Below are 24,331 nucleotides of genomic sequence, written 5' to 3'. Positions count from 1 at the left end.
TGTTGGAGGTAGGCGTTACGCCTATTTGATATTAACGCATCAACCACTGAAGGAAGCCTAAATGAAAAAGTGGTCCTCTGTACTTGCTGCCAGTGTAATGGCATTAAGTATTGGTACAGCATCGGCTGATGATGGTAAGACAATCTATTTCTATAACTGGACGGAATATGTACCGCCAGGATTGCTGGAACAGTTTACAAAAGAGACTGGGATTAAGGTGATTTACTCCACCTACGAATCTAACGAAAGCATGTATACCAAATTAAAAACCTATAAAGACGGTGCTTATGATTTGGTGGTTCCTTCAACTTATTTTATTTCTAAAATGAGTCATGAGGGGATGCTACAGAAGATTGATAAATCAAAGCTCAGTAATTTTGATAATCTTGACCCAAGTTTATTACATAAATCATTCGATCCTCAAAATGACTACTCAATCCCTTATATTTGGGGAGCGACTGCGATAGGGATTAATAGTGATGAAGTTGATGTAAGTAGCATTACTTCATGGGCTGATTTATGGAAACCGGAATATAAAGATAGCTTACTGTTAACGGATGATGCACGTGAAGTATTCCAAATGGCTTTATTAAAATTAGGCTATTCAGGTAATACCACAGATCCAAAACAGATTGAAGAAGCCTATAAAGAGTTACAAAAGCTGATGCCTAATGTACTGGCTTTTAATTCGGATAATCCTGCTAATCCTTATATGCAAGGAGAAGTGAATCTAGGGATGATCTGGAATGGCTCTGCATTTATTGCGCGAGAAGCAGGTGCTCCTATTGAGTTGGTATGGCCAAAAGAGGGCGGTATCTTCTGGATGGACAGCTTAGCTATTCCTGCAAATGCAAAAAATGTTGAAGGTGCGCATAAGCTTATCGACTTCTTATTACGCCCCGAAGTTGCTGCGAAAGTGGCTGAAAATATCGGCTATCCAACACCTAATTTAGCGGCACAGAAATTATTGCCAAAAGCCATCACAAAAGATAGCTCACTTTACCCTAGTGAAGAGATTATCAGTAAAGGCGAATGGCAAAATGATGTGGGTGAAGCGACGGTTTTATACGAAAGCTATTACCAAAAACTGAAAGCGGGTCGTTAATTAAGTTTATCAGTACCAAAAAGCCACCGTTAAACGGTGGCTTCTTATTTTGTATAGAAAAAAGAGAACATTATCATTAAATCAACGATAAAATAGATGACAGTGTGTATTTGAACCGAAAGAATAATTAAGTTAAGGGCGATTAGTGCCATTTTTTATACAAGCCTCGGCAATCAGCAGGCTGTTTTTTTCTTGTATATTTCGTTGTTGCTCAATATTAATCATATAGTTACTTTGTAAGAAATAGCTGATATGAACATCAAACTTTTCAGTAATTAAATAAACAAACTCAATACTGATCCTATTTGTTCCTCGTTCATACCGTGAAAGTTGTTGCTGACTTATGCCTAACTCTTTGGCAAATAGTTTCCCCGAATATTTTAAATTTTTTCGCAAGTGACGTATTCGTTGTCCTATACGAAAATTAATCGTTTTGCTGCTATCAATCATTTCATCAGCCTTAAAAATTCAAATCATTATTGATAAGAAAAAGTGAGACTGGCTAATCCGTTTGCTTTACCCGGTTTTAGTGTCCCAGTCGTGATATAGCGAGTTGACAGGTTTAATATGTAGTTTTCGTTGTTAGAAGTTGTTATATGGAGTAAACGTTGGTTAGGTTGTCCTATCGCACTGATATCAGGGCCATACACCACGGGAGTTGGATTATCATTAAAGAAAAATTGAATACCAATACCAGAAGCATCAGAGTCTGATGTCAGTGTGAGGATATCTGTATTATTAGAATAGGTAGACTGATCGGTCATGCTGGCATATAAATGCACATTACTATCGCATGTAACAGAGATGGGTTTAGCCTGACTTTTTGATGTTGAACCAATGGCTGCCATATCTCGCATTGAGATATCACCTAATTCATAGGTGAGATTTTTGGTATTTACGGTACAGCCTCGAGCTTTAATAGTAATAGTGACGGGGTTAATTGCTACGATAGAGGTATTATTGCCTTTATGGCCTCCACCATATTCAGACCATGTATTGGCGATAACTGTATATGGAATGTTATAAACGCCAGTCTCAAGATGTTTATCTGTCACCACAAAGACGACTTTGCCTTTCAGTGAAACGCGATCCACATTATGGTTAACGGTAGAGCCTACTGCAGGATAAATCACCGTTGCACCCGAACCGTTATCAACATCAATAGGTACGTAAGCAACACTATCATTGTTATCTTTTAAACCAAAAGCATAGCCGATACCTTTAACTCCGGGGAGTGAATAAACAGGATAACGATTACTACCTTCGTAATAGTAGATCCCGCTAATTTTTGAACCAGTAGCATTAGCATAGAGGGTTTCAACCCAACATTTTTGCAAAAATTTCTTCTCACATTTGAAACCATTATGGACAGAGGTTTCACCTATCCAAGTTGATGTGATGGGCGTTCCTGCGGGAGTACCATCGGCGGCACCATCAAAATTCATAGGTGGAGGGGTTACCACTAATGGATCTGCAATAGCCCATGCCATTTGGCTCGGGATACAAAGAAGAGAAACCAGCAATGTGAAGAAAGAAAAAGAGCGTGTCATTATTGGTACTCCAGTAAAAAGGTTGCTGTTGCATTCGCCGATCCGGCTTGAACAGGAAGTTGAGTCGCTACATAGCGAGCATAAAATTGCAGGGTATTATCTTGGTTAGGCAATAAGGTATAAGACTGGCTTTTATCGTTAATATCGATGGAAGCTCCTGAGTTATCCATAATGGAAATGGCAACTCCCTTGGCACCCGTTGCATCAATGGCGAGTAAGGCGTTATCAATAGGATCGGCACGACCATTAAAACTGACCTTCACAGCACTGGCTTCAGGTTGGCAATCGACTAATTTAATACTAAAAGGGATAACAGGCGTACGTTGTTGCGTTATCGTCGTAGAAATAAAATCTTTTGTGGCGATTTGGCCTAATTTTACGGTAATACGTTTTGAGTTTGTCTCTACCGTACATGTGTTTCCTGTTACTCTGGCATTAATGTGTACCAATGTATCGTAAGCAGATCCCTTAGTGGTAAACAGTAATGACAACGCTACAATAAGCATTAATTTGTGCATTATTGGCACTCCTGTGTCATTTTCACAAAAGGTTCATCAAGTTGAGAGGCGGGTAATTGATAGTTCACTTGACAGTATTGAGAGGCATTATGCCCCCAGCGGATCTCTAATTTTCCTGAATCAGGGACACCCGATAAGTAGAGTAAGCCATCATCGCCAACAATACCGGACAGATGATTTTGTTTATCAGTTGCTATTGCCCCAAAAGGGAGTGGGCGACCTTGGTGTTGTAGCGTCAGTAATAAGCGATACCCTTTTTTAGCATCAAACTGAACTTTAATGACGGCGCCTTGTGTTGGGATCACCTGCTTAATGTTTTGCTCAATTTCAACATTATCGGGTAATGCGGTGGTGTCTAATGCCACTCGATTTTGTCGATAAGCGGTAGCATAGGGAATAACGGCAAACCCTCGCCAGTCAGTATAAACCCCTGTCGCATTATCAATCGGTACATCCGCAGTATTACGAGCATCTACTAAAATGGCATTAGCGCTTAAGGGTTGGCTTAAGGTTAATCCGCCACTATGGAGTAGCATACCTCCAGCGAGGCTATAGTTAATTTGTTGAGCATCTTGATGATAGTTATAGCTAGCATTTAAATTGCCATAGCGACTTTGATAACCCAACGTCGCACTACCGGTATAGTTTCCGCCTTGATTGCTATAACCTTGTTGAACACTGTAATTAAGGGTATTGTCTTCCAATAATGTACCAGCAATCCCCGCATTATGTGTCGAGTAACCGTTATTATTGTGGCTGTAATTATATGTGAGATAAGTGCTATTGATGGATTGATAACTTGTCGGCATTAGCAATTGTAATGGGATAGAAAGACCCACAGACAATGTTTGGTCACGCTGACCACTATTCATCATTCTGTTATAACTATAAATGACGTTATAAGAGAGCCCTTTAATATTGCCATTGTAGCCGGTTTGTACTAGGACATTTTTCTCATTAGTTCCCCAATAATTTTGCCAGTTGGTCATCATAAAAATAGAGCCATAATCCCCCAGTTGTTGTGATAAATTAATTTGTAGGCTCCCTTTCTTGCGATTATGCAAATTAAAATAACTCAACGGTTTTTTTTGATTATCTTCATACAGATAACCGGACATACGCGTATTTAATGTCTCATCTAATGTGTAAAAACCCGAAGTAGAGTAACGATAACCGAGCAATTGAAAGTTTGTGCCAAATTGGTTTAACGACTTGGCATAAAGAAAACGTAAAGAATAACCATCTGATGTTGAGTTATTTGGCAATTGGCTATGAGCAAAGGTGATATCGGTAGAGAAGGCACCTAGGGTACCCATATTTTTACCTGCTCCTAGGGCATAAGATTGGTAATCTTTTGTTGCTAATGCACCGCCATAGACAGTGGTGTCATAGGGTAAGCCATAAATAAGATGACCTTGTATAAAGCGAGGTTTTTTATGTTGGTTATTTTGGCGTATTTCACCGGCTTGGATGACAAACTGTTTTTGGCCTTCTCGCTGTAAAATAGGTACAGCAGAATAAGGCACAACATAGCTGTGTTTGCTACCATCATTTTCTTCAATGGTGACATAGAGGTCGCCACTATTTGACGTTGGATAGAGATCACGGATTTCAAAAGCACCCGGAGAAACAAAGGTTTGATAAATCACATAACCGTTTTGGCGGATCACCACTTTAGCATTGCCTTTAGCAATACCTCTGACTACAGGTGCAAATCCTCTTTGGCTATCAGGTAACATAGTGTCGTCACTTTCTAATGAAATACCTCGAAAATTAACACTGTCAAAAAGTGTTGATGAGGTATAACTATCACCAATTTGTAATTGGCTTCTTAATGACACAATATTGCGTTGCAGATAGGTATTGATATGGTTCCATTGGTTTTTCCCGTTTGACGAATTCCAAGTGGAATAATCGCGTAATCGCCAAGCACCAATATTGATCCCACTACGTAGATTTAAATAGTAGCTATTATTATGAGAATTTCCCCAGCTATTAGCGCCACTAAAGGTGTAATTTAAAATACCTGCTGTTATACCGTTATCCCATTTTTCTGGTGGAATATAACCGCGCGCTTTCAGATCTAACGCGGCTTGAGGGACTTGAATATTTAAAGCTTGTTTCTCAATATCATAATTAACAACAGAATCTGGAATGATTTTTTCAATATCAATACATTCATTTGCCGAGAATTTCTCAAAATCAGCAAATAGTTTAATATTGATCCCGAGTGATTGATAATAATCTCGATTTAAACAAGGAATAACATGGTTATCTTGACTAATAAAATGAATATTTTCACTACGCAGATACTCATGATTAAAAACAATATCAAGAAGATAATCACCGGGTTTAATGCGGTTGCCTGCTTCAAAATAACTTAAATCGGTGACGGCATCAGGAGAGTCAGCCAAAAATGCAGGATTAAATCGGTTTGCGCTATATGATGAAAAGGACAGCGTCAATGACAATGCAATGACACTTGGAAAGAGAAAATAAACGATATCTTTATTAGTATTCTTATTAACCATGGTTTTTGACCAACAGGGTTGAAAAAGATGCTGTGATTAATGAACGATTTCTTTTTTTAAAACAGGAGTCTGTGCGCCATAATCATTAATGGTTTGGAATGAAATGGTATTAGCATTCTGATTAACTTTTCCTAATGTTAATTGTGAAAATGGGTTAATCATAATACTTGAAGGAAGTTGACTGTCGGCTGCGGCTAAATTGACCATAGTAATATGATAAGGTGTTGGATTATGGGCAATTAACTCCCCATTTTTATAGGAAAAAGTCACTTCATTGGCATATTTTTCAGTATAAGCGGACAACCCACTAGGGCGGTAGAAAAGCTTTATCCGACTCTGGATGGCAATTTGTAGTGTATTTTCATTGGCAAGCTTTTCATCTAAAGAAGGAATAGCTTTGACATTCATCCAAAATAAACTTTCGCGATCTGCAGGTAAAGGTTCACCTGTATACATAATTCTTAAAGCATTCTCTTTATTAGCGTCAAGAATATATAAAGGAGGGGTAACAATAAAATCATTATTTTTATTACCTTGATTATCAGATACCCATGATTGAATTAGAAAACTATTCTCTTTATCTGAATTAGTCACAACAAGATTAGTTTGTTTAATATTAGAATTATAAATAATACGCGTAGCACCTAATGAAACACCATTAGAATAAGCAATAAGTGGGAATAAAAAAATAATAAAAGCAAATATCTTTTTCATAATAAATATTTATTAGCTAATGAATATGGAGTAATAATACTTTTGATAAAAATAGGCCGTCCTTGGCGATAAGACATCAATCAAAAGTGATGAAGTAATTAAGAGTAAGTCACCATAAAGTTAGTTGTAACGTTTGCGCTACCTGCCTTCACTGTATCATCAGTGGAAATAAGAGAAGCGTTATAATTTAATTGGTTTTCACCTTCGATTAATTTTTGAGTTGAAGAAGGTTGTCCTGGAACAACATTTTTGCTGCTTGAATCGGTAATTTTTAACGCTACATTGGTTGCTGCGCCACTGCCTTGTAATGCGAATGCAGTTGCATCACCATCAGAAGCTGTACCGTTAAAGGTAATTGCTGCTAATGATGAAACAGTAATATCGCAGTTATTTAATTTAATGCTAAAAGGAATACGTCCTGTTTCATCACCTTTTTTAGTGAATTCAGCGACACGGAATTGACCCAAACGAACAGTTTGGTTACTTGAACTACTATCAACACCACAAGCAGCATTAACGACAGAACCTTCAAAGTTAATAGTACCACCATTAACTGTAACTTCTGTTGGTGCTGGTGTACCAGTATCTTCTGCTAGTGCAGGTGTAGCAATTATGGCCATTGCTGAAGTAATAATTGCAGATAATAATAACTTTTTCATTAAATGTTCCTATATTTTCAATATATATTTAATACTTAGCTTAATAAAATAAGCTAATATTTAATTCTGTTTTTATTATTAATAATAAAAAAACAAGGATTAAATTATTTTTGGAAAATGCCAAATAAGACTATTTTATTTATTAAAACAAAAGCGAGTGATAGCAATCTTCGTGAAAACGAATAAATTGCCATATATTCACTTAAGTCAAATTTACAAAAATTATAAATGTGGTAAAAAAAATAGAGAAATCGTTTTAAACGATCGTTTTTTGCTGGTTTTATAGATAAATTCTATTAATATCTGCTCAACTATCGGTAATATTTAATTGTTAAAAAATAGAAAAATATATTACTTTGTCTAATGTTTTGTGAGTGATTTTTTATCTGATTGATATTGCTTGGTTTTTTATTTGATTTTATTACATCTATCTTATCATTTATCTGATATATCGTAAAAAGATAGCGTACTTATACTTATAAGATGATGTTTCATAAAATGTATTTTATGGACAGTTTTTTTATAAAATGAAACCAAAAATGGCTTTTTGTTAAGCAAAAAAGCACGCTGAAAGGGGGCATTTAAGTAAATTTTAAAATGAAAATTTATTTTTTGTAAATAAAATAGAAATATTGTTTATTCATTTTTATTGGAAATTACAAAGCGTATTTTTATCGTATAAAAATAAAAGATACTTTTATTACTCGTATTGGGAGTAAATCAATATATTTAATTTGCTATATTAATTGTAACAAAATGTTTCATTTTAGCGTGTGCTTCTTCTATAGGGAGTGAGTAATTCAAGCAATTACCCCGATTCTGTTTTACTATCGGCTATATAGAGAAAAACTTAAATCTGAAGGTATAAACATGATTTCCAGTACATCAAAAGGAACACTCTATGGCATTGTGGCGATATTCCTTTGGAGTACCATTGTTGGGTTAATTCGCAATATCAGTGAGTATTTTGGTGCGGTAGGGGGTGCTGCGCTGATTTACACAACGGGAACGCTATTTTTGATTTTGATCTTAGGGGTGCCTAAGTTATCTCTTTTTCCTAAGCGTTACCTTGCTTGGGGGGCACTTTTATTTGTTAGTTATGAAATCTGTTTATCGTTGGCGCTAGGATTTGCTAGTGATAGAGCACAAGCTATAGAGCTTGGCATGGTTAACTATTTATGGCCCAGCTTTACACTGGCATTAGCGGTGTTCTTAAATAAACAGCGATTCTCTATCCTATTGATAGTGGGTTTATTATGCTCATTCAGTGGGCTTGTTTGGGTTGTTAGTGGTGATAATCCACTGACAATAGAAAGCTTATGGAATAATATTTGTCGTAATCCTCTCAGTTATATTTTGGCGTTTATCGGCGCCGTGTTATGGGCATTTTACAGTAATGTGACTCGTCTTATTTCGGGGGGACATAATGGTATTGTGCCTTTCTTTTTCTTAACGGCATTGGCACTTTGGGGGCAATATATTTTTTCTGCTCCAATCGAGTGGGTGGTTAATGTAAAAAGTATCTCACTGTTACTTATTACTGGGGCTGCGATAGGGTTAGCTAATGCGGCGTGGACGGCAGGAATGATCAGCGGTAATGTGACATTATTAGCGACGCTTTCTTATTTTACTCCGGTAATTTCTACGGCTTTTTCATCCCTACTACTCTCTACAGCACTCTCTTTTTCATTTTGGCAAGGCGTTATGATGGTGACAGGCGGCTCTTTAATTTGTTGGTTAGCGACTCGTCAAAAAATGACAAAAATGCCAAAAACGAGCAAATCGAATGTAAAACAGGGTTCTTAAGTCAAATTTTCGTGCCAATTGGGGGTATTTGAATAAATACTCTCGATTTTAAAAAAAGTCTCATTGGTATAAGTTGAAATTTTTTCACTATGCGACAAGGCTAATATCCGCTTATCTATATTACTTATAAGTTAAAAGATCTAACTTCTATTTAGAAGCTACCTATATGATAAGAACAAAGGGATTGCTATGAAACTTGAGACACTTTCTGTTCACGCTGGTTATTCACCTGATCCAACCACCAAAGCTGTTGCGGTGCCTATTTACCAAACCACCTCTTATGCATTTGATGATACGCAACATGGTGCTGATCTATTTGACTTAAAAGTACCTGGCAATATCTACACGCGTATCATGAACCCAACCAATGATGTATTGGAACAACGCGTTGCCGCCTTAGAAGGAGGGATTGCAGCAGTTGCTGTGGCATCGGGTATGGCTGCGATTACTTATGCTATCCAGACCATTGCACAAGTGGGCGATAACATTGTGTCGGTTGCGAAACTCTATGGTGGTACATATAACTTAATGGCACATACTTTTCCCCGTATCGGTATCGAAGCGCGTTTTGCCCCCCATGATGATCTGCTGGCACTTGAAGCGTTAATTGATGAGAAAACCAAAGCGGTATTTTGTGAATCTATCACTAATCCAAGTGGTAATATTGTTGATATTCAAGCTCTCGCCACTGTGGCTCATCGTCATGGTGTCCCTTTAATTATTGATAATACGGTAGCAACGCCTTACCTATGTCGCCCTTTTGAGCATGGTGCTGATATTATTATTCACTCACTCACTAAATATATTGGTGGTCATGGTAACTCTATTGGTGGGATCGTCGTTGATTCAGGTAAATTTCCTTGGGCTGAACATAAAGATCGTTTTGAAATCCTCAATACACCGGATGTTTCTTATCATGGGGTTAATTATGTTGAGCACTTTGGTGCGGCTGCTTATATTGCGCGATGCCGTGTTGCTCCATTGCGTGGAACAGGAGCCGCCCTTTCGCCATTTAACGCCTTCTTAATTCTTCAAGGTCTAGAAACATTAGCGTTACGTATGGAGCGTCATACTGAAAATGCGCAAAAAGTTGCTGAATATTTGCAAAATCATCCTCAAGTTGTCTGGGTTAAATATGCAGGTTTAACCAGCCACCCAGAGCATGATTTAGCAGTACGTTATATGTCAGGTAAACCTGCTGGTATTCTCTCTTTTGGTATCAAAGGTGGTGCTGAAGCGGGTGCGAAATTTATCGATGCATTGAAATTGATTGTACGTCTTGTCAATATTGGTGATGCTAAATCCTTGGCTTGTCATCCTGCATCAACCACTCATCGCCAACTCAATGATGAAGAGCTAGAACGCGCGGGGGTTTCGCGTGATTTAATTCGACTTTCAATTGGTATTGAACATATAGACGATATTATCGCTGATCTAGAACAAGCATTAAACGCCAGTTTTTAACCGTTATTAATAATAGTTAATTAATAACGATTAAGTAATAGTAATTTAATTAATAATAGAAAGGCCTTCTTTAAATTTAAAGAGGGCTTTTTATTTTAAAAAAAACAAATAATCGCTCTTTTAAAGGAGTGTTTAATTTATTCTCTATGAGAGAAAGTGTGTTTTATTGCGTTACCACATTATTGAAATATCTTAATGACTATTTATCCTTATTTTTAATTGATAATTATCAAGTTCTCTTTTTTTGTTGTTAATTAAATATTTTATTGAGATCAAAACTATAAAATAATTTTATTATTTAAAATTAAATTTGGTTTTAAATAAAGTAATGTGAAGTTGACAACATTATTGGCATATAATAAGGCTCACTCTAATAGTGCTTGATTTTGATCAATAAGGAACATACCGACTGGTCGGTATTATCCTACGCATGAATACAACCGCACATCACCGAAAAAAAGATCCTATCCGCGTCCAAGAGCAGTTATTAGAAGCGGCAAGTATTATTGTGGCGAATGAAGGAATTGCTTCTTTATCTTTAAATGCCGTAGCCAAAGAAGCGGGTGTCAGTAAAGGCGGATTATTGCACCATTTTCCTGGGAAGATAGAACTGATACAGGCGGTATTCAAACGCTTACTCGGTATTATGGATAAACGAATTGCGTTAATTATGGCCAACGATCCGATAGAAGCAGGGCGCTTTTCTCGCGCTTATTTAACCTATATTTCTGATCTCAAACAGTCAGATGAAAGTCGCCAATTGGCAATACTTTCTTTAGCTATGCCTAACGAGCCAATAATGCGTCAATGTTGGCGTGATTGGATGTTAGGCCATTTAGCCAAAGGCGATAAACTTGATAATAGCTACTTAGGTACGTTAATTCGTTATGCTGCCGATGGCCTTTGGTTATCAGAACTCACAGAAGGCCCTACGATTTCACAACAAGAGCGTAGTGCATTAGTTGAAAGATTATTAAAAATGACATTTGAATATATGGCCGACACAGCAAATCAGTCATGTTAATTAGGATGAATGAGGGCACAATGAAATACAGAATAAATGCCTCAATTTATTACGACGCAACGGATGGCGCGATATCGTTAGAAAAAGGTGACGTTGATACACATCTGTCTATTACCGCTAATGCGTTACTCTTTTATTTTATTCAAAATCCCGGTGTAGTAAATCGTGATGAAGTATTAAAACGCGTGTGGGATGACAATGGGCTAGTTTCTTCAAATAGTAATTTAAACCAATATTTAAGTTTATTGCGTAAAACATTTCGTCATTATGGTATTGAAAATATTATTGTCACTATCGCCAAAGGGCGACTAGAGTTTAATCCTGATATCTCTGTTGAATTAATTGATGACTCAACACTGTTACCTGTTACACAAACAAATGAGCACGAAGGTGAAGCAAATAAAAGTAATATCGCATCACCCATTGAGACATCGTTATCATCCGAGCCTGATAATCTAGACAGTGAATTAGAAAAAGAGCCTCAATTATCGGTAACATCGCCACAAAAGCCAGAAATTTGTTGGTATTTAGCCAGTATTGGTTTTTTATTTGGCGCCATATTTCTTGTGGTGATCATCTTTTTAAATCAGCATCAATCAAAGCCTATCACATTAACACCTCTCACCCATAATGATTGTGAATTACTCTCTAACGAGGCCATGATTAACTCCTCTGTCAGTGATAATTATATTCGCAATTTTGACGCTGTAAGAAAGAAGCTTAATTTACAGTGTGTGAAAGGGGAGCGCTTTGTTTTTTTCTATGGTGATAAATTACAAACTAATGGCTTAGGGCGTGTCTTTTTAGCGCATTGCGCTAAGAACGAAGATAATCCATTTAGCTATTGCGATAATTACTTTTACTATTCTTGGAAATACTAATGAAAATCTCAGGGAAACTTTTATGTTTTTTATCGGCCCTGATTTTTATCTTGGTCGCCACTTATGCAGCAACAAGATTATTAACTATCAAAAATGAAGGTATGATGGTTTGTTCAACAAAGGGCATTATGCGCTTTGAAAATATGGAAGATGAGAATGTGAATGGCAATATTCATTTCTCTTTTGGTGCTAATGGCAAAGGCTCTATTGTGGTTGAGGGGTATACTACCTCTAAAGCGGGTTGGCTCTATTTACAACGTTATGTGAAATTTGATTACACCACAAAGCGGGTTTCCCCCACCGAGCGTCACTATTTTGTCAGTCAATGGGAGTCTAGTGCCTCCTCAATTGATGAGTCTCCCGATGTTATTTTTGATTATTTTATGCGTGAAATGTCAGATAGTCATGATGGATTATTTATTAATGCACAAAAGCTAAATGAAAAAACGTTATTACTCAGTTCGCTCAATTCCCCACTCTATATTTGTACCTTAAAACCCGGCAGTAAATTCGATTAAAAATCCACATTACTTTCTCGCTCAATAAATATTGGGCGAGCGTTGCGACGTATTCTTGCGAATATTCCCTCTCTCATACTGTCCCCCCATCGACGGAAACATTGACTATTTATGCCTGCTAAGGACGCCGCATAATGAGTTCGGCTTAAGACATAAAGGGCTAACCTAGAAATAGCACTTTTTGTATATAGACTAGATTTAGCTTTTTCTCATCCTTGAGCTGGCATTGAAATATTAGTGATATCCCGCACATCTTTCCCGCTGATTTGTACTGCCTTTTTGCACCTTTTCAACATCCTTCTAACAAACTTAAATTGTCTTTTTTTTCATCTTCTTTGCGTGTTTTTTTATAAATTTAAACAGATAAAAAAAAGCAATTAACAGCATAGATAAATAAAAATAAGGCTAAATAAGCATAAATATCAGAATATAAAACTATATGTTTATCTTTTATGGATTTATATGTTGTTTTTATTTTTAGCCGTTATAGTGAATTTGAAACCAAGGTCTGCGTTTAAAAAATCACCACGCAGACATGATGGGTAACTGTAAACCGTTAAACGGCTTCCTGGAGGAAATAAAAATGGGTGATGCATTAGGTCTGATTGAAACTAAAGGGTTAGTGGCATGTATCGAAGCCGCTGATGCGATGTGCAAAGCCGCCAATGTTGAATTGATTGGTTATGAAAACGTTGGTTCAGGTCTCGTGACTGCGATGGTGAAAGGCGACGTAGGGGCAGTGAAAGCTGCGGTAGATTCAGGTGTGGAATCAGCGCAACGGGTGGGTGAAGTCGTCACATCACTTGTGATTGCTCGTCCTCACAATGACATCAACAAAATTGTTATCAAACACAAGGCATAGTCTTTGCCTTAGGAGAACGTATGGGTGATGCATTAGGACTTATTGAAACTCAAGGGCTAGTGGCATGTATTGAAGCCGCTGATGCGATGTGCAAAGCCGCCAATGTTGAATTGATTGGTTATGAAAATGTTGGCTCAGGTTTAGTCACTGCAATGGTAAAAGGCGATGTGGGTGCCGTTAAAGCCGCTGTAGATTCTGGCTTAGAAGCGGCTCAACGTGTAGGTACGGTGGTCACTTCATTAGTCATCGCTCGTCCACATAACGATATTCAAAAAATCGTTGCCCAGTACAAAGTGACTGAATAACGAAGGAAATAAATATGAAAGAAGCACTCGGTCTAGTGGAAACCAAAGGTCTAGTCGCTTGCATTGAAGCTGCTGACGCAATGTGTAAAGCAGCCAATGTGGAACTGATTGGTTATGAAAACGTCGGTTCAGGTTTAGTGACTGCCATGGTGAAAGGCGATGTCGGTGCAGTTAATGCAGCGGTTGAGTCTGGTGTTGAGGCGGCAAAACGTATCGGCACAGTAGTGACTTCTCGTGTTATTGCAAGACCACATAACGATATCGAGAAGATTGCAGAGCAACATAAAGCCTGATTATTCAGGTGCTGCCAAGCAAAAAACGTTATTCAGCTAAATTTTTAACTCCTGTATGGGGGAAAACATGGTTGCATTAGATAAAGATTTGCAATCCCGACAACTGGCTCGCGAGCTAGTTCGTAACGCGAAAAATGCACAACAACAATATGCGAAATTTTCGCAGGAAAAAATCGACAATATAGTCAAACACATTGCATTTGAAGCTGCTCGTCACGCAGAAGAGTTGGCAAAAATGGCCAGCGAAGAGACCGGCTTTGGTAAATGGCAAGACAAAGTACTGAAAAATACCTTTGCGTCATTGCGTGTGTATGAACATATGAAAGACCTAAAGACCATTGGCATTATCAATGACGATAAAGTGAAAAAAGTCATGGATGTGGGGGTACCTTTAGGGGTTATTACAGCGTTAGTGCCTTCCACTAACCCAACTTCAACCATTATCTATAAAACCCTAATTGCACTGAAAGCAGGTAATGCGATTATTTTTTCACCGCACCCTAATGCGAAACAGTGTAGTTTCCGCGCGCTAGAAATTGTCAAAAAAGCCGCACTAGAAGCGGGAGCACCTGAGGGAATTGTCGATGGTGTGACATTGCTGACATTGGAAGCGACAAAAGAATTAATGCACAGCAAAGATGTGTCATTAATCTTAGCTACTGGCGGTGAAGGAATGGTGCGTGCGGCTTATGCATCAGGCACACCAACTATCAGTGGTGGTCCAGGTAATGGCCCTGCCTTTATCGAGCGTAGTGCGGATATCAAAAAAGCAGTGAGCGATATCATCACCAGTAAAACATTTGATAATGGCGTGATCTGCGCTTCAGAACAATCCATCATCGTAGAACGTTGCATTTATAACGAAGTTCACCGTGAGCTATTAGCGCAAGGTGCTTATTTTATGAATGATGAAGAAGCAGCGAAAGTCGCTTCTATGTTATTGCGCGCTAATGGCACGATAAATCCTGCGGTGGTTGGTAAAGATGCTATCTATTTAAGCCAGCGCGCCGGTTTTACTGTACCTGCTAATACCCGCGTCTTGATTGCACTACAAGATACTGTTTCACCGAAGAATCCCTATTCACGGGAAAAACTGTGCCCAATCTTAGGTATGTATATTGAAGAAGATTGGCAATCAGCCTGTCATCGTGTGGTGCAATTGCTCACTAACGAAGGCTTAGGTCATACCTTAGTGATCCATACCCAAAATGAAGATGTTATTCGTCAGTTCTCTTTAGAAAAACCCGTTAATCGTATTTTAATTAATACTCCGGCGGCATTAGGTGGTATTGGCGCAACAACCAATATTACTCCTGCGTTAACCCTAGGTTGTGGTGCGGTAGGCGGTGGTTCTAGCTCAGATAACGTCGGCCCGATGAATTTACTGAATATTCGTAAAGTCGGTTATGGGGTACGTAGTGTTGAAGAGTTAAAACAACCTTGTCCATTAGCACAAGAAGCTGCTCAACCTGCTGTTTCTAGCGCAAATTACCACACCAGCATTCTTGATGATGATCGTTTTCGTTCACCTTCTTTAACCCCTGTTCATGCGGAATGTGCAACAGCACAACGTCAAACACAAGGTGATGATCGCTTTGGCGCGTCCCCTTATACAACGACAGTCAGTGCGTGTGCACAACAAGTGATTGAACAAGGTGAGATCACCGAAGAGAACGTGGAGCGCATTATCAAAGAAGTTCTCGGACGTCTGGGTAAATAACTCATTGATAGAAGGCGATATAAACCATGATCCTCGCAAAGGTAATCGGACACGTAGTCGCGACACAAAAAAGCCCTGAACTGAAAGGAAGCAATTTATTAATGATAGCGACCTTAGATGATGAGCTTAATCCACTGAAAAATAAAACCTATGTTGCAGTGGATAGTGTGGGTGCAGGTATCAACGATGTGGTGTTGGCTGAAGAATACTTCGCACTAAACAAAGATCGTTACAAGGCGATGTCCGTGGTTGCCATTGTTGAGAAGGTTTATCGGGACAGTAAGGAGTAATAACGACATGAGTGAGTTTCTGATAAAACCCAAAATTCAGTTTGGCACCAATGCACTGAATTTTCTCTCTGGGTTAACTGCCCGCCGCGCATTTGTGGTGACAGATAAAGCAATGGTGAAGTTTGGCTTTGCAGATAAAGTCACTGAAAAATTAATGCAACGAGGTATTGAGTTTCAAATCTATGATGATGTTGCATCAGATCCTGATATTTCTGCCATTGTCAGTGGTATGAAAATAATGGATGCCCATTATCCTGATTTGGTTATCGCACTCGGCGGTGGATCTGTTATCGATGCTGCTAAAGCCGTTATGTACTCCCTCTGGCATACCCGTAAAGAGCACAGTAGAAGTAAACCGCAGTTTATTGCGATCCCCACGACCAGTGGTACTGGCTCTGAAGTGACCTCTTTTTCAGTGATCAAATCACGCAGTGAAAAACTGGTATTGGTCGATGAGTTTATGTTGCCTGATATCGCGATCCTCGATCCTGAACTTGTGAAATCTGTACCTCCTGCAATTACTGCTGATACGGGTATGGATGTCCTTTGCCATGCATTAGAAGCTTATGTGTCTAAAGCTGCATCTGATTTTTCTGATGCGATGGCAGAAAAAGCAGTCAAATTAGTGTTTAGCCATCTGCTTGATTGTCATCATCAAGGGGATAACTTACTTGCTCGCGAAAAAATGCACAATGCATCTTGCATCGCAGGTATGGCATTTACTAATGCGTCGTTAGGTATTACACACAGTCTTGCCCATGCATTAGGCGGTGTTTTTCATGTCCCTCATGGCCGTGCGAATGCGTTATTGATGACACATGTTATTGCCTTTAATGCCAATCTTCATGGTGATTGTAATAGCGAAGCAGCGAAGCGCTATGCCTACCTTGCCCAAAGTTTAGGATTACCTGCGCAGACGGTAAAAGAAGGCGTTATCAGCCTTATTGTCGCCATTAATGTATTGAAAGATGAAATGGGTATGCCGAAGAGTATTCGCGATACCGGTGTCAGTGAAGCGGACTTTTATGCCCGTTTAACGGAAATGGTCGGACAGGCTTTACGCGATAGCTGTACGCCGACAAATCCGCGTGACGTAAACACACACCAATTAGAAACATTGTATCGTCAGGCATTTGCCGGTGTATCACACAGTTAATGCTCAATTAATACCGATTAGGTCTAGTAAAGAACATCAGGAGAGCCTCACATGGCCAAATATTCTTTGACGCCACGCGTAAAAATGCTGGCAGAACGTTTAGTTTCACGTAACAGTTCTATTAGCACAGAGCGTGCGACGATTTTTGATTCATTAGATAACAATATTGCCGGTGTGCCCCAAGCGATTAAACCTGCACAACGCTTTTATCAGTTTATTCGTCATTTTCCAAGCTATATCGCTCAAGATGAGCTTATTATCGGTAGCCAATCCTCAACACCACGTGGTGCGATTTTCCACAGCGAAGAAGAAGTGCGTAGTGACTCTATTTATCGCTTTTTAAGTATCAATAATAGCGTTGCATCACCTGATTATATGCTGGTGGTGAATCAAGGTTTCTTAGCCATCAAAGCACAACTTGAAGATAGAATGAGAAGCATTGGTAGTGCGGTAAATCGTAGCAGTATGGATGAAGCCAATTTCTGCAAATCGGCGATTTATGCATGTGATGCGGCACTTTATTTTGCACAACTACTGTCAGCTAAAGCAGAAAATTTAGCCGCAATGGAAGGTAATCCATACCGTAAAGCTGAATTATTAGAAAGCGCGGCTATTTTACGTAAAGTACCCGCCAAGCCAGCAGAAACCTTTAAAGAAGCGGTACAAGTTTTCTATTTATTACAGCTTATTCTTCATCTGGAGAATGGTAGCTACGCTATCAACCCAATGGGCTTTGATAAAGCACTATACCCATTCTATCAACGTGATATTGACCAAGGTCGTTTAACGCCAGCACAAGCTTATGAAATTGTTGAAAGTCTTTGGCTAAAACTGGCTGAGCTATCCGAAGTTCGCGCAACGAAAGAAGTCGATGGTTATCCAATGTTTGATGCCATGACCCAAGGTATCGATATTAACGATCCTCGCGTCAGTATTAACGAACTTTCAGAAATGTTGTTATCAGCGCGCGCTAATTTATCAGCATTACACAGTTCACTACAAGTCCGTTTATATAACGGTCGTATGAATACACCACCGCAATATGCTTCACCTTCAGCCAATGTTGTTACACCGGCGACCGCAAATGGTGAGTTGACTGTAATGGAAGGCTTAACTCCCCGCCTACAGCGCCTGCGTAATCGTTATTTAGAGGCTCGCCCTAGTGTTTCAATTTATAGAGCATTAGCCTTTACTGAAATTGCTCGCAATAACCCTGGTTTACCCCCTATTTTATTGCGTGCTAAAGCTTTCCGCCGTGCTTGTGAAACCGCACCTATCTTAATTCAAGATGAAGAGCTTATTGTGGGACATCCTTGTGGGAAACCGCGTGCTGGCGCTTTCTCTCCTGATATCGCATGGCGTTGGGTACGTGATGAACTCGACACCATGAGCACGCGCCCACAAGATCCATTCCAAATTTCAGAAGAAGACAAAAAAGTCATTCGTGAAGAGATAGTGCCATTTTGGGAAGGTCGCTCTTTAGATGAAATCTGTGAAGCGCAATACCGCGAAGCGGGTGTATGGGAGTTCAGTGGTGAAACCTTTGTCAGCGATCTCTCTTATCATCAAATCAATGGTGGTGGTGATACTTGCCCCGGTTATGACGTGCTGTTATTCACCAAAGGGATGAACGGTATTAAAGCCGATGCACAAGCGAAATTGGCTGAATTAAGCATGGAAAATCCTGCTGATATTGACCGTATCTATTTCTATAAAGCGTCGATTGAAAGTTGTGAAGGGGTTATCGCTTATGCTCATCGTATTGCCGAGCATGCCCGAGAATTAGCCTCTAAAGAAAGTGAGCCACAACGTCGTGAAGAGTTATTGACCATTGCTCAAGTCAATGAAAATGTTCCTGCTAATCCTCCAAAAACATTGCAAGAAGCACTGCAAAGTATCTGGACTGTAGAGTCATTGTTTGAAGTTGAAGAGAACCAAACGGGACTTTCTTTAGGTCGCTTAGATCAATACTGTTTCCCAATGTATGAAAACGACATTAAAACAGGTCGTTTAACGCGTGAACAAGCACTGGAAATGATGCAGGCCTTTATCATCAAATGTGCCGAATTAATGTGGATGTCTAGTGAACTTGGCGCAAAATATTTTGCCGGCTATCAACCCTTTATCAACTTAACGGTGGGGGGACAAAAACGCTCAGGTGGCGATGCTTGTAACGATTTAACTTACTTGATTATGGACGCAGTACGCTTTGTGAAAGTGTATCAACCTTCACTGGCTTGTCGTATCCATAACCAATCGCCACAGCAATATATGGAAAAAATCGTTGATGTGGTCAAAGCGGGAATGGGCTTCCCTGCCTGTCACTTCGATGATTCTCATATCAAGATGATGTTGCGCAAGGGCTTCGACTTTGAAGATGCACGCGATTACTGCTTAATGGGCTGTGTTGAACCACAAAAATCAGGTCGTATCTATCAATGGACATCAACGGGTTATACCCAGTGGCCAATTGCCATTGAATTTGTATTAAATCGTGGTCGTATGGTGCTGTTTGATAGCTACCAAGGCTTAGACACCGGCGATTTACGTGATTTACGTACTTATGAGGATTTCGATCGCGCGGTTAAAGAGCAAGTCGCACATATTATTCGTTTATCAGCAATTGGTACGGTTATCAGCCAGCGCGTTCACCGTGACATTGCCCCAAAACCACTCATGTCGCTATTGGTTGAAGGTTGTATGGAGCAAGGTAAAGACGTGACAGCGGGTGGTGCGATGGTTAACCACGGACCGGGTCTGATCTTCTCTGGTTTAGCCACTTATGTCGATTCTATGGCGGCAATTCGCAAACTGGTTTATGAAGACAAAAAATATACCTTAGAGCAAATACGTGACGGCTTATTAGCTAATTTTGAAGGGCACGAAGAGTTACTGCGTGACTGTTTAAATGCACCGAAATTTGGTAACGACGATGATGTTGTTGACCAATATGCGTTAGACATTACCGAATGGACTGAACGTGAATGCCGTAAATATAAAATGCTCTACTCCACATTTAGTCACGGTACATTATCTATCTCTAATAACACGCCAATTGGTGAATTAACCGCAGCAACACCAAACGGCCGTTTAGCATGGAAACCATTATCAGATGGGATCAGCCCTACACAGGGTGCAGATAAACATGGCCCAACTGCCATCATTAAATCCATCAGCAAGATGAATGTTGAAACCATGAATATCGGTATGGTTCATAACTTTAAATTCCTCAAAGGCTTGCTAGATACCAATGAAGGACGCCAAGGATTAATTACCTTATTAAGAACTGCCTCTATTTTGGGTAATGGTCAGATGCAATTTAGCTATGTCGATAATGAAGTACTGAAAAAAGCCCAATTAGAGCCTGAAAAGTACCGCGATTTAATTGTCCGGGTTGCTGGCTACAGTGCGTACTTCGTTGAATTATGTAAAGAAGTTCAGGATGAAATTATTAGTCGTACAGTGATTGAGAAATTCTGATCATAGACCTAAGGAGGGCTAAGAGTCCTCCCTATTAATCGCGACAAGACAAGATGTAAATTTATCGAACAAGGATGTTTGATGCAGATTTGGAGGCGTAAAGATGGAGACGGCAGCAGAAATAAGAGGGCGGATATTTAATATCCAAAAATACTCTATTTATGATGGTGATGGTATTCGTACTCTGGTTTTCTTAAAAGGCTGTAATATCCGCTGCCCTTGGTGTTCAAACCCAGAAGGTCTTAGCAGTGAATTTCAGGTGATGTACTCTCGCGATAAATGCGTGGATTGCGGTAAATGTGTTGATGTGTGTCCGGCAGGTGTGCATTACATGACAACCAATGAGCAAGGGCAGCAAGTTCATCGCGTTGATCGTGCCGTTGATTGTATTGGATGCCGTCAATGTGAAGAAGTGTGTCTTTCTGATGCACTGGATATTATGGGTAAAGATGTCTCTGTATCTGAATTGATGGACATTATCATGCAAGATTACGACTTCTATATCTCTTCCGGCGGTGGTGTCACAATCGGTGGCGGCGAAATGAGTTTACAAACGGATTTTGCTGTAGCTCTGCTACGTGAATGTAAAAAGATGATGATCAATACCGCGGTGGAAACACAAGCAACCACTAATGTGGCTAATTATGAAAAATTAGCGCAAGTCGTTGATCAGTTTCTAATTGATATCAAACACATTGATACTACTCAGCATAAAGCATTATTTGGCATTGGTAATGAGAATGTCCGCCGTAATTTAGAGCGTTTGATGGATCTCGGTGCAAATGTGGTTATCCGTATGCCTTTAGTGCGAGGTTATAACGACTCTTATGATGCGATTACTGGTGCGATTAACTACGCCATGGCGTTGTCAAAACGCGGTAATCTTCAGCGCATCGATATTCTACCTTATCACCAATTTGGCCGTAATAAATACCAAAAATTGGAGATGATCTACCCCATTAAAAACGATCCGGGATATACGCCAGAAGAGCTCGATCGCTTAGAAGCCTTCTTTAAACAATTTGATTTTGAGATCCGTCTTGTCCGCCACTAATCAGTAGGAGAGAAAGATGAACAGTTTAGGTGTGATTGAAACACGCGGATTAACCGCTGCGATCCAAGCTGCTGATGCGGCTTGTAAAGCTGCCAGTGTTGAAATTATCGGTTATAGAAAAATTGGATCAGGGTTAGTTTCTGTCTGTTTTCAAGGTGAGATCAGTGCGGTAAAAACAGCGGTTGAGCATGGTGTAGATGTGGTGAGCCAAAAAGAGTTGGTTATCGGATCACTCGTCATAGCAAGACCAGAGCCAAGTGTTATCACCAAATTGCTGACAATAAAAGGTAAGAAAAAAAGCGCTGTTATTAGTGAAGAAACACAACAGAATGCACTCAAAACGCTGGCTGAAAACAGGGTTGAAACTGTCATGAAGCACGAAAGTGGAGATAGTGACGCGACAAAAGAAGTTGCAGATAGACTGGCTCAAAATAGTGCCCCTGAAACTAAAGCAATGACAGCAGATAAAGCACCAAGCAGTAAAAAAGAGAGTAAACCTGAAAGCCGTAAAGGTAAAAAATAATGATTAATCAACAACTAATGGGAAAAATTCTCACTCGTTTAAATATCCCCAATGTGGGAATGGGCATAAATCAAGGGATCGCTATTCCTGTTGGTATTTCTAATCGGCATGTACATCTTTCACAACAAGATGTAGATGCGTTATTTGGTCACGGCTATCAGATCACCCCGTTTAAAGATCTAAAACAACCGGGACAATTTGCCGCCAAAGAGTGTGTGATGGTAGTCGGGCCTAAAGGCTCTATCAGTAAAGTTCGTGTTTTAGGGCCGGTTCGTCCACAAAGCCAATTAGAAATTTCAAAAGCAGATTGTTTTGCATTAGGTATAAAGGCACCCGTGCGTAGTTCCGGTGATTTGGCAGGCTCCGGTAATGCGGTTTTAATGGGGCCTGCGGGATATGTGGAATTAAAACAGCAAGTCATTTGTGCTCAGCGTCATATTCATATGAATAATATTGATGCTAGAGCGTTAAATGTGACCAATGGTCAGAAAGTGCATGTAAAAACAGAGGGTGAACGTAGCCTGATTTTTGATGAAGTGATTGTGCGCGTCAGTGATAAATTTGCATTGGAATTTCATATTGATACCGATGAGGCAAATGCGGCAGGAGTTAGAAATAACGACAGCGTGTTTATTGTCAGCTAAGACAATGAGGTGAGGTAATGGACAATCAATTAATTGAACGGATTGTTGCAGAAATAGAAAAGCGTATAAAAAAGCCGGTGTTGTTAGTTTTAACACCGGCGCCGGGATATCGTGATGAAATCTATCAACGCATTAGCCATTTTTCCACTGTACGGGCTTCTATTTTTGTTACCACACAGGCACAGCAATGCCATGATTTATCGCAGTGGTACCATGTAGGGGATATCACTAAAGCCGATGAGTTTGATCCCCATAGGTTATCTGCTTATCAGGCATTATTTATTCCCTATTTTGACAAAAAGCTGGTGGGGGAAATTATTAATGGGTTAATGATTAGTGAAGAAGGAACACTTATTCATTCCGCATTGGCTAAAAATATTCCTATTATTGCATTACCTTACTTTTGTCAGCCAAACAGTGAAATTAATGAAATTTTAGGTTTAAACCAAAATGAACACTATAACTTAGTGCTAAAACAGAATATTGAACGATTAATATCAATGGGTATTACTTTTTGCTCAATAAATGAAGTTGAAGATAACTTAAAAAAGAATGCTTTTGATCACAAGTTAAAATTTATTAATAAAACGGAAACAAAACAACTGAATAATAATCGCTATATTACTTTGAAACAAGTAATGAGTAACCCTGAAAAATACCAATTATCACAAGATAAATTAACCGATTCTGCTATTGAATATTTAAAAAGTTTGAAAGATTAAAATATACCATATCTAAAAATTTAGGAGTCTTATTATGTCCCCAAAAGCAAAGTCATGGCTTTGGATGCTGGCGGTTATTATTTCAGAAACCTCAGCAACCTCGACCTTAAAAATGTTTGATAATAGTGAAGGAATAACAAAGACATTATTATTAGGATTAATTATTGTTCTTTATATTGTTTGTTATTATTCATTATCTCGTGCAGTTAAAAATATTCCAGTAGGCTTAGCTTATGCCACCTGGTCCGGAACCGGTATCTTAGTTGTATCTACTTTAGGTATGGCATTTTACGGTCAACATCCTGATACGGCTGCTATTATTGGTATGGCAGTTATTGCCAGCGGGATCGTCATTATGAATCTGTTTTCGAAAATGGGTTCCGAAGAAGAGCCAGAAGAAACGACGGAGTTATCGAATATAAAACACACTGCTCGTCAGTGAATAAATAAATCTATTTCTTAATAATCTATATTTAATAAAACTATTTTTTAATAAATAAGTACTTTATTAA

At 39.2% G+C, this 24,331-nt stretch carries 24 protein-coding genes; 18 read left to right on the top strand and 6 right to left on the bottom strand.

The window, feature by feature from the left end:
* Nucleotides 1-61 precede the first annotated feature (61 nt).
* The gene (gene potD, locus HMPREF0693_RS12975; protein ID WP_004245887.1) at nucleotides 62-1,105 is read left to right on the top strand and encodes a spermidine/putrescine ABC transporter substrate-binding protein PotD; all 1,044 of its coding nucleotides are present in this window, start codon (nucleotides 62-64) and stop codon (nucleotides 1,103-1,105) included.
* Nucleotides 1,106-1,237: 132 nt separating this feature from the next.
* On the opposite strand, the gene HMPREF0693_RS12970 is transcribed toward potD, so the two are convergent.
* The 6 genes from HMPREF0693_RS12970 to HMPREF0693_RS12945 form a co-directional block, all read right to left on the bottom strand.
* Entirely contained in the window at nucleotides 1,238-1,555 is a 318-nt protein-coding gene (locus tag HMPREF0693_RS12970; RefSeq protein ID WP_004245886.1) for a helix-turn-helix domain-containing protein, read from the bottom strand.
* A gap of 26 nt (nucleotides 1,556-1,581) precedes the next feature.
* Nucleotides 1,582-2,655 (bottom strand): fimbrial protein, encoded by a 1,074-nt coding sequence (locus tag HMPREF0693_RS12965; protein WP_004250113.1) that lies wholly within the window; start codon nucleotides 2,653-2,655, stop codon nucleotides 1,582-1,584.
* Nucleotides 2,655-3,173: a fimbrial protein gene (locus HMPREF0693_RS12960; RefSeq protein ID WP_004245882.1), complete on the bottom strand. Its 519-nt coding sequence runs from the start codon at nucleotides 3,171-3,173 to the stop codon at nucleotides 2,655-2,657. The genes HMPREF0693_RS12965 and HMPREF0693_RS12960 overlap by 1 nt, the downstream gene beginning before the upstream one ends.
* Nucleotides 3,173-5,704, bottom strand: coding sequence for a fimbria/pilus outer membrane usher protein (locus tag HMPREF0693_RS12955; RefSeq protein WP_004245881.1), 2,532 nt, complete (start codon nucleotides 5,702-5,704; stop codon nucleotides 3,173-3,175). The genes HMPREF0693_RS12960 and HMPREF0693_RS12955 overlap by 1 nt, the downstream gene beginning before the upstream one ends.
* Nucleotides 5,705-5,740: 36 nt before the next feature.
* Complete coding sequence (locus tag HMPREF0693_RS12950) at nucleotides 5,741-6,418, bottom strand: fimbrial biogenesis chaperone (protein WP_004245879.1); 678 nt, start codon at nucleotides 6,416-6,418, stop codon at nucleotides 5,741-5,743.
* Nucleotides 6,419-6,516: 98 nt separating this feature from the next.
* Complete coding sequence (locus HMPREF0693_RS12945) at nucleotides 6,517-7,077, bottom strand: fimbrial protein (RefSeq protein WP_004245878.1); 561 nt, start codon at nucleotides 7,075-7,077, stop codon at nucleotides 6,517-6,519.
* A gap of 870 nt (nucleotides 7,078-7,947) precedes the next feature.
* On the opposite strand from HMPREF0693_RS12945, the gene yddG reads away from it, so the two are divergent.
* From yddG to HMPREF0693_RS12860, 17 genes are all read left to right on the top strand, one after another.
* Complete coding sequence (gene yddG, locus HMPREF0693_RS12940; RefSeq protein ID WP_004245877.1) at nucleotides 7,948-8,883, top strand: aromatic amino acid DMT transporter YddG; 936 nt, start codon at nucleotides 7,948-7,950, stop codon at nucleotides 8,881-8,883.
* A gap of 189 nt (nucleotides 8,884-9,072) precedes the next feature.
* Nucleotides 9,073-10,347 (top strand): bifunctional O-acetylhomoserine aminocarboxypropyltransferase/cysteine synthase, encoded by a 1,275-nt coding sequence (locus tag HMPREF0693_RS12935; protein ID WP_004245876.1) that lies wholly within the window; start codon nucleotides 9,073-9,075, stop codon nucleotides 10,345-10,347.
* A 430-nt stretch (nucleotides 10,348-10,777) separates the two neighbouring features.
* Nucleotides 10,778-11,371: a TetR/AcrR family transcriptional regulator gene (locus tag HMPREF0693_RS12930; protein WP_004245875.1), complete on the top strand. Its 594-nt coding sequence runs from the start codon at nucleotides 10,778-10,780 to the stop codon at nucleotides 11,369-11,371.
* A gap of 20 nt (nucleotides 11,372-11,391) precedes the next feature.
* The gene (locus HMPREF0693_RS12925) at nucleotides 11,392-12,252 is read left to right on the top strand and encodes a transcriptional regulator (protein WP_017827350.1); all 861 of its coding nucleotides are present in this window, start codon (nucleotides 11,392-11,394) and stop codon (nucleotides 12,250-12,252) included.
* A complete protein-coding gene (locus tag HMPREF0693_RS12920; protein ID WP_004245872.1) occupies nucleotides 12,252-12,770 on the top strand; it encodes a FidL-like protein in 519 nt (172 codons plus the stop codon). The genes HMPREF0693_RS12925 and HMPREF0693_RS12920 overlap by 1 nt, the downstream gene beginning before the upstream one ends.
* A 583-nt stretch (nucleotides 12,771-13,353) precedes the next feature.
* Nucleotides 13,354-13,632, top strand: coding sequence for a BMC domain-containing protein (locus HMPREF0693_RS12915; RefSeq protein WP_004249182.1), 279 nt, complete (start codon nucleotides 13,354-13,356; stop codon nucleotides 13,630-13,632).
* A gap of 20 nt (nucleotides 13,633-13,652) precedes the next feature.
* The gene (locus HMPREF0693_RS12910) at nucleotides 13,653-13,937 is read left to right on the top strand and encodes a BMC domain-containing protein (protein WP_004245870.1); all 285 of its coding nucleotides are present in this window, start codon (nucleotides 13,653-13,655) and stop codon (nucleotides 13,935-13,937) included.
* 14 nt (nucleotides 13,938-13,951) lie between these two features.
* Complete coding sequence (locus HMPREF0693_RS12905) at nucleotides 13,952-14,230, top strand: BMC domain-containing protein (protein WP_004245869.1); 279 nt, start codon at nucleotides 13,952-13,954, stop codon at nucleotides 14,228-14,230.
* Between the two features lie 67 nt (nucleotides 14,231-14,297).
* The gene (locus HMPREF0693_RS12900) at nucleotides 14,298-15,950 is read left to right on the top strand and encodes an acetaldehyde dehydrogenase (acetylating) (protein ID WP_004249183.1); all 1,653 of its coding nucleotides are present in this window, start codon (nucleotides 14,298-14,300) and stop codon (nucleotides 15,948-15,950) included.
* A gap of 26 nt (nucleotides 15,951-15,976) precedes the next feature.
* The gene (locus HMPREF0693_RS12895) at nucleotides 15,977-16,240 is read left to right on the top strand and encodes a EutN/CcmL family microcompartment protein (protein WP_004245867.1); all 264 of its coding nucleotides are present in this window, start codon (nucleotides 15,977-15,979) and stop codon (nucleotides 16,238-16,240) included.
* Nucleotides 16,241-16,247: 7 nt separating this feature from the next.
* Complete coding sequence (locus HMPREF0693_RS12890; protein WP_004245865.1) at nucleotides 16,248-17,396, top strand: 1-propanol dehydrogenase PduQ; 1,149 nt, start codon at nucleotides 16,248-16,250, stop codon at nucleotides 17,394-17,396.
* Between the two features lie 51 nt (nucleotides 17,397-17,447).
* Nucleotides 17,448-20,876, top strand: coding sequence for a choline trimethylamine-lyase (gene cutC, locus HMPREF0693_RS12885; protein WP_004245864.1), 3,429 nt, complete (start codon nucleotides 17,448-17,450; stop codon nucleotides 20,874-20,876).
* Nucleotides 20,877-20,979: 103 nt separating this feature from the next.
* Nucleotides 20,980-21,930, top strand: coding sequence for a choline TMA-lyase-activating enzyme (gene cutD, locus HMPREF0693_RS12880; protein ID WP_004245863.1), 951 nt, complete (start codon nucleotides 20,980-20,982; stop codon nucleotides 21,928-21,930).
* A gap of 16 nt (nucleotides 21,931-21,946) precedes the next feature.
* On the top strand, nucleotides 21,947-22,453 hold the full coding sequence (locus tag HMPREF0693_RS12875) for a BMC domain-containing protein (RefSeq protein ID WP_004245861.1): 507 nt from the start codon (nucleotides 21,947-21,949) through the stop codon (nucleotides 22,451-22,453).
* Nucleotides 22,453-23,097: a phosphate propanoyltransferase gene (locus tag HMPREF0693_RS12870; protein WP_004245860.1), complete on the top strand. Its 645-nt coding sequence runs from the start codon at nucleotides 22,453-22,455 to the stop codon at nucleotides 23,095-23,097. Before HMPREF0693_RS12875 ends, HMPREF0693_RS12870 begins: the two co-directional genes overlap by 1 nt.
* A 17-nt stretch (nucleotides 23,098-23,114) precedes the next feature.
* Nucleotides 23,115-23,819 (top strand): hypothetical protein, encoded by a 705-nt coding sequence (locus HMPREF0693_RS12865; protein ID WP_004245859.1) that lies wholly within the window; start codon nucleotides 23,115-23,117, stop codon nucleotides 23,817-23,819.
* 34 nt (nucleotides 23,820-23,853) lie between these two features.
* The gene (locus HMPREF0693_RS12860; RefSeq protein ID WP_004245857.1) at nucleotides 23,854-24,261 is read left to right on the top strand and encodes a DMT family transporter; all 408 of its coding nucleotides are present in this window, start codon (nucleotides 23,854-23,856) and stop codon (nucleotides 24,259-24,261) included.
* The last annotated feature ends 70 nt before the right edge of the window (nucleotides 24,262-24,331 follow it).

The organism is Proteus mirabilis ATCC 29906 (genome assembly GCF_000160755.1).
Taxonomy (GTDB): domain Bacteria; phylum Pseudomonadota; class Gammaproteobacteria; order Enterobacterales; family Enterobacteriaceae; genus Proteus; species Proteus mirabilis.
Note: the sequence above shows the minus strand (reverse complement) of the source record. Positions and strands in the feature narration are given on the sequence as shown.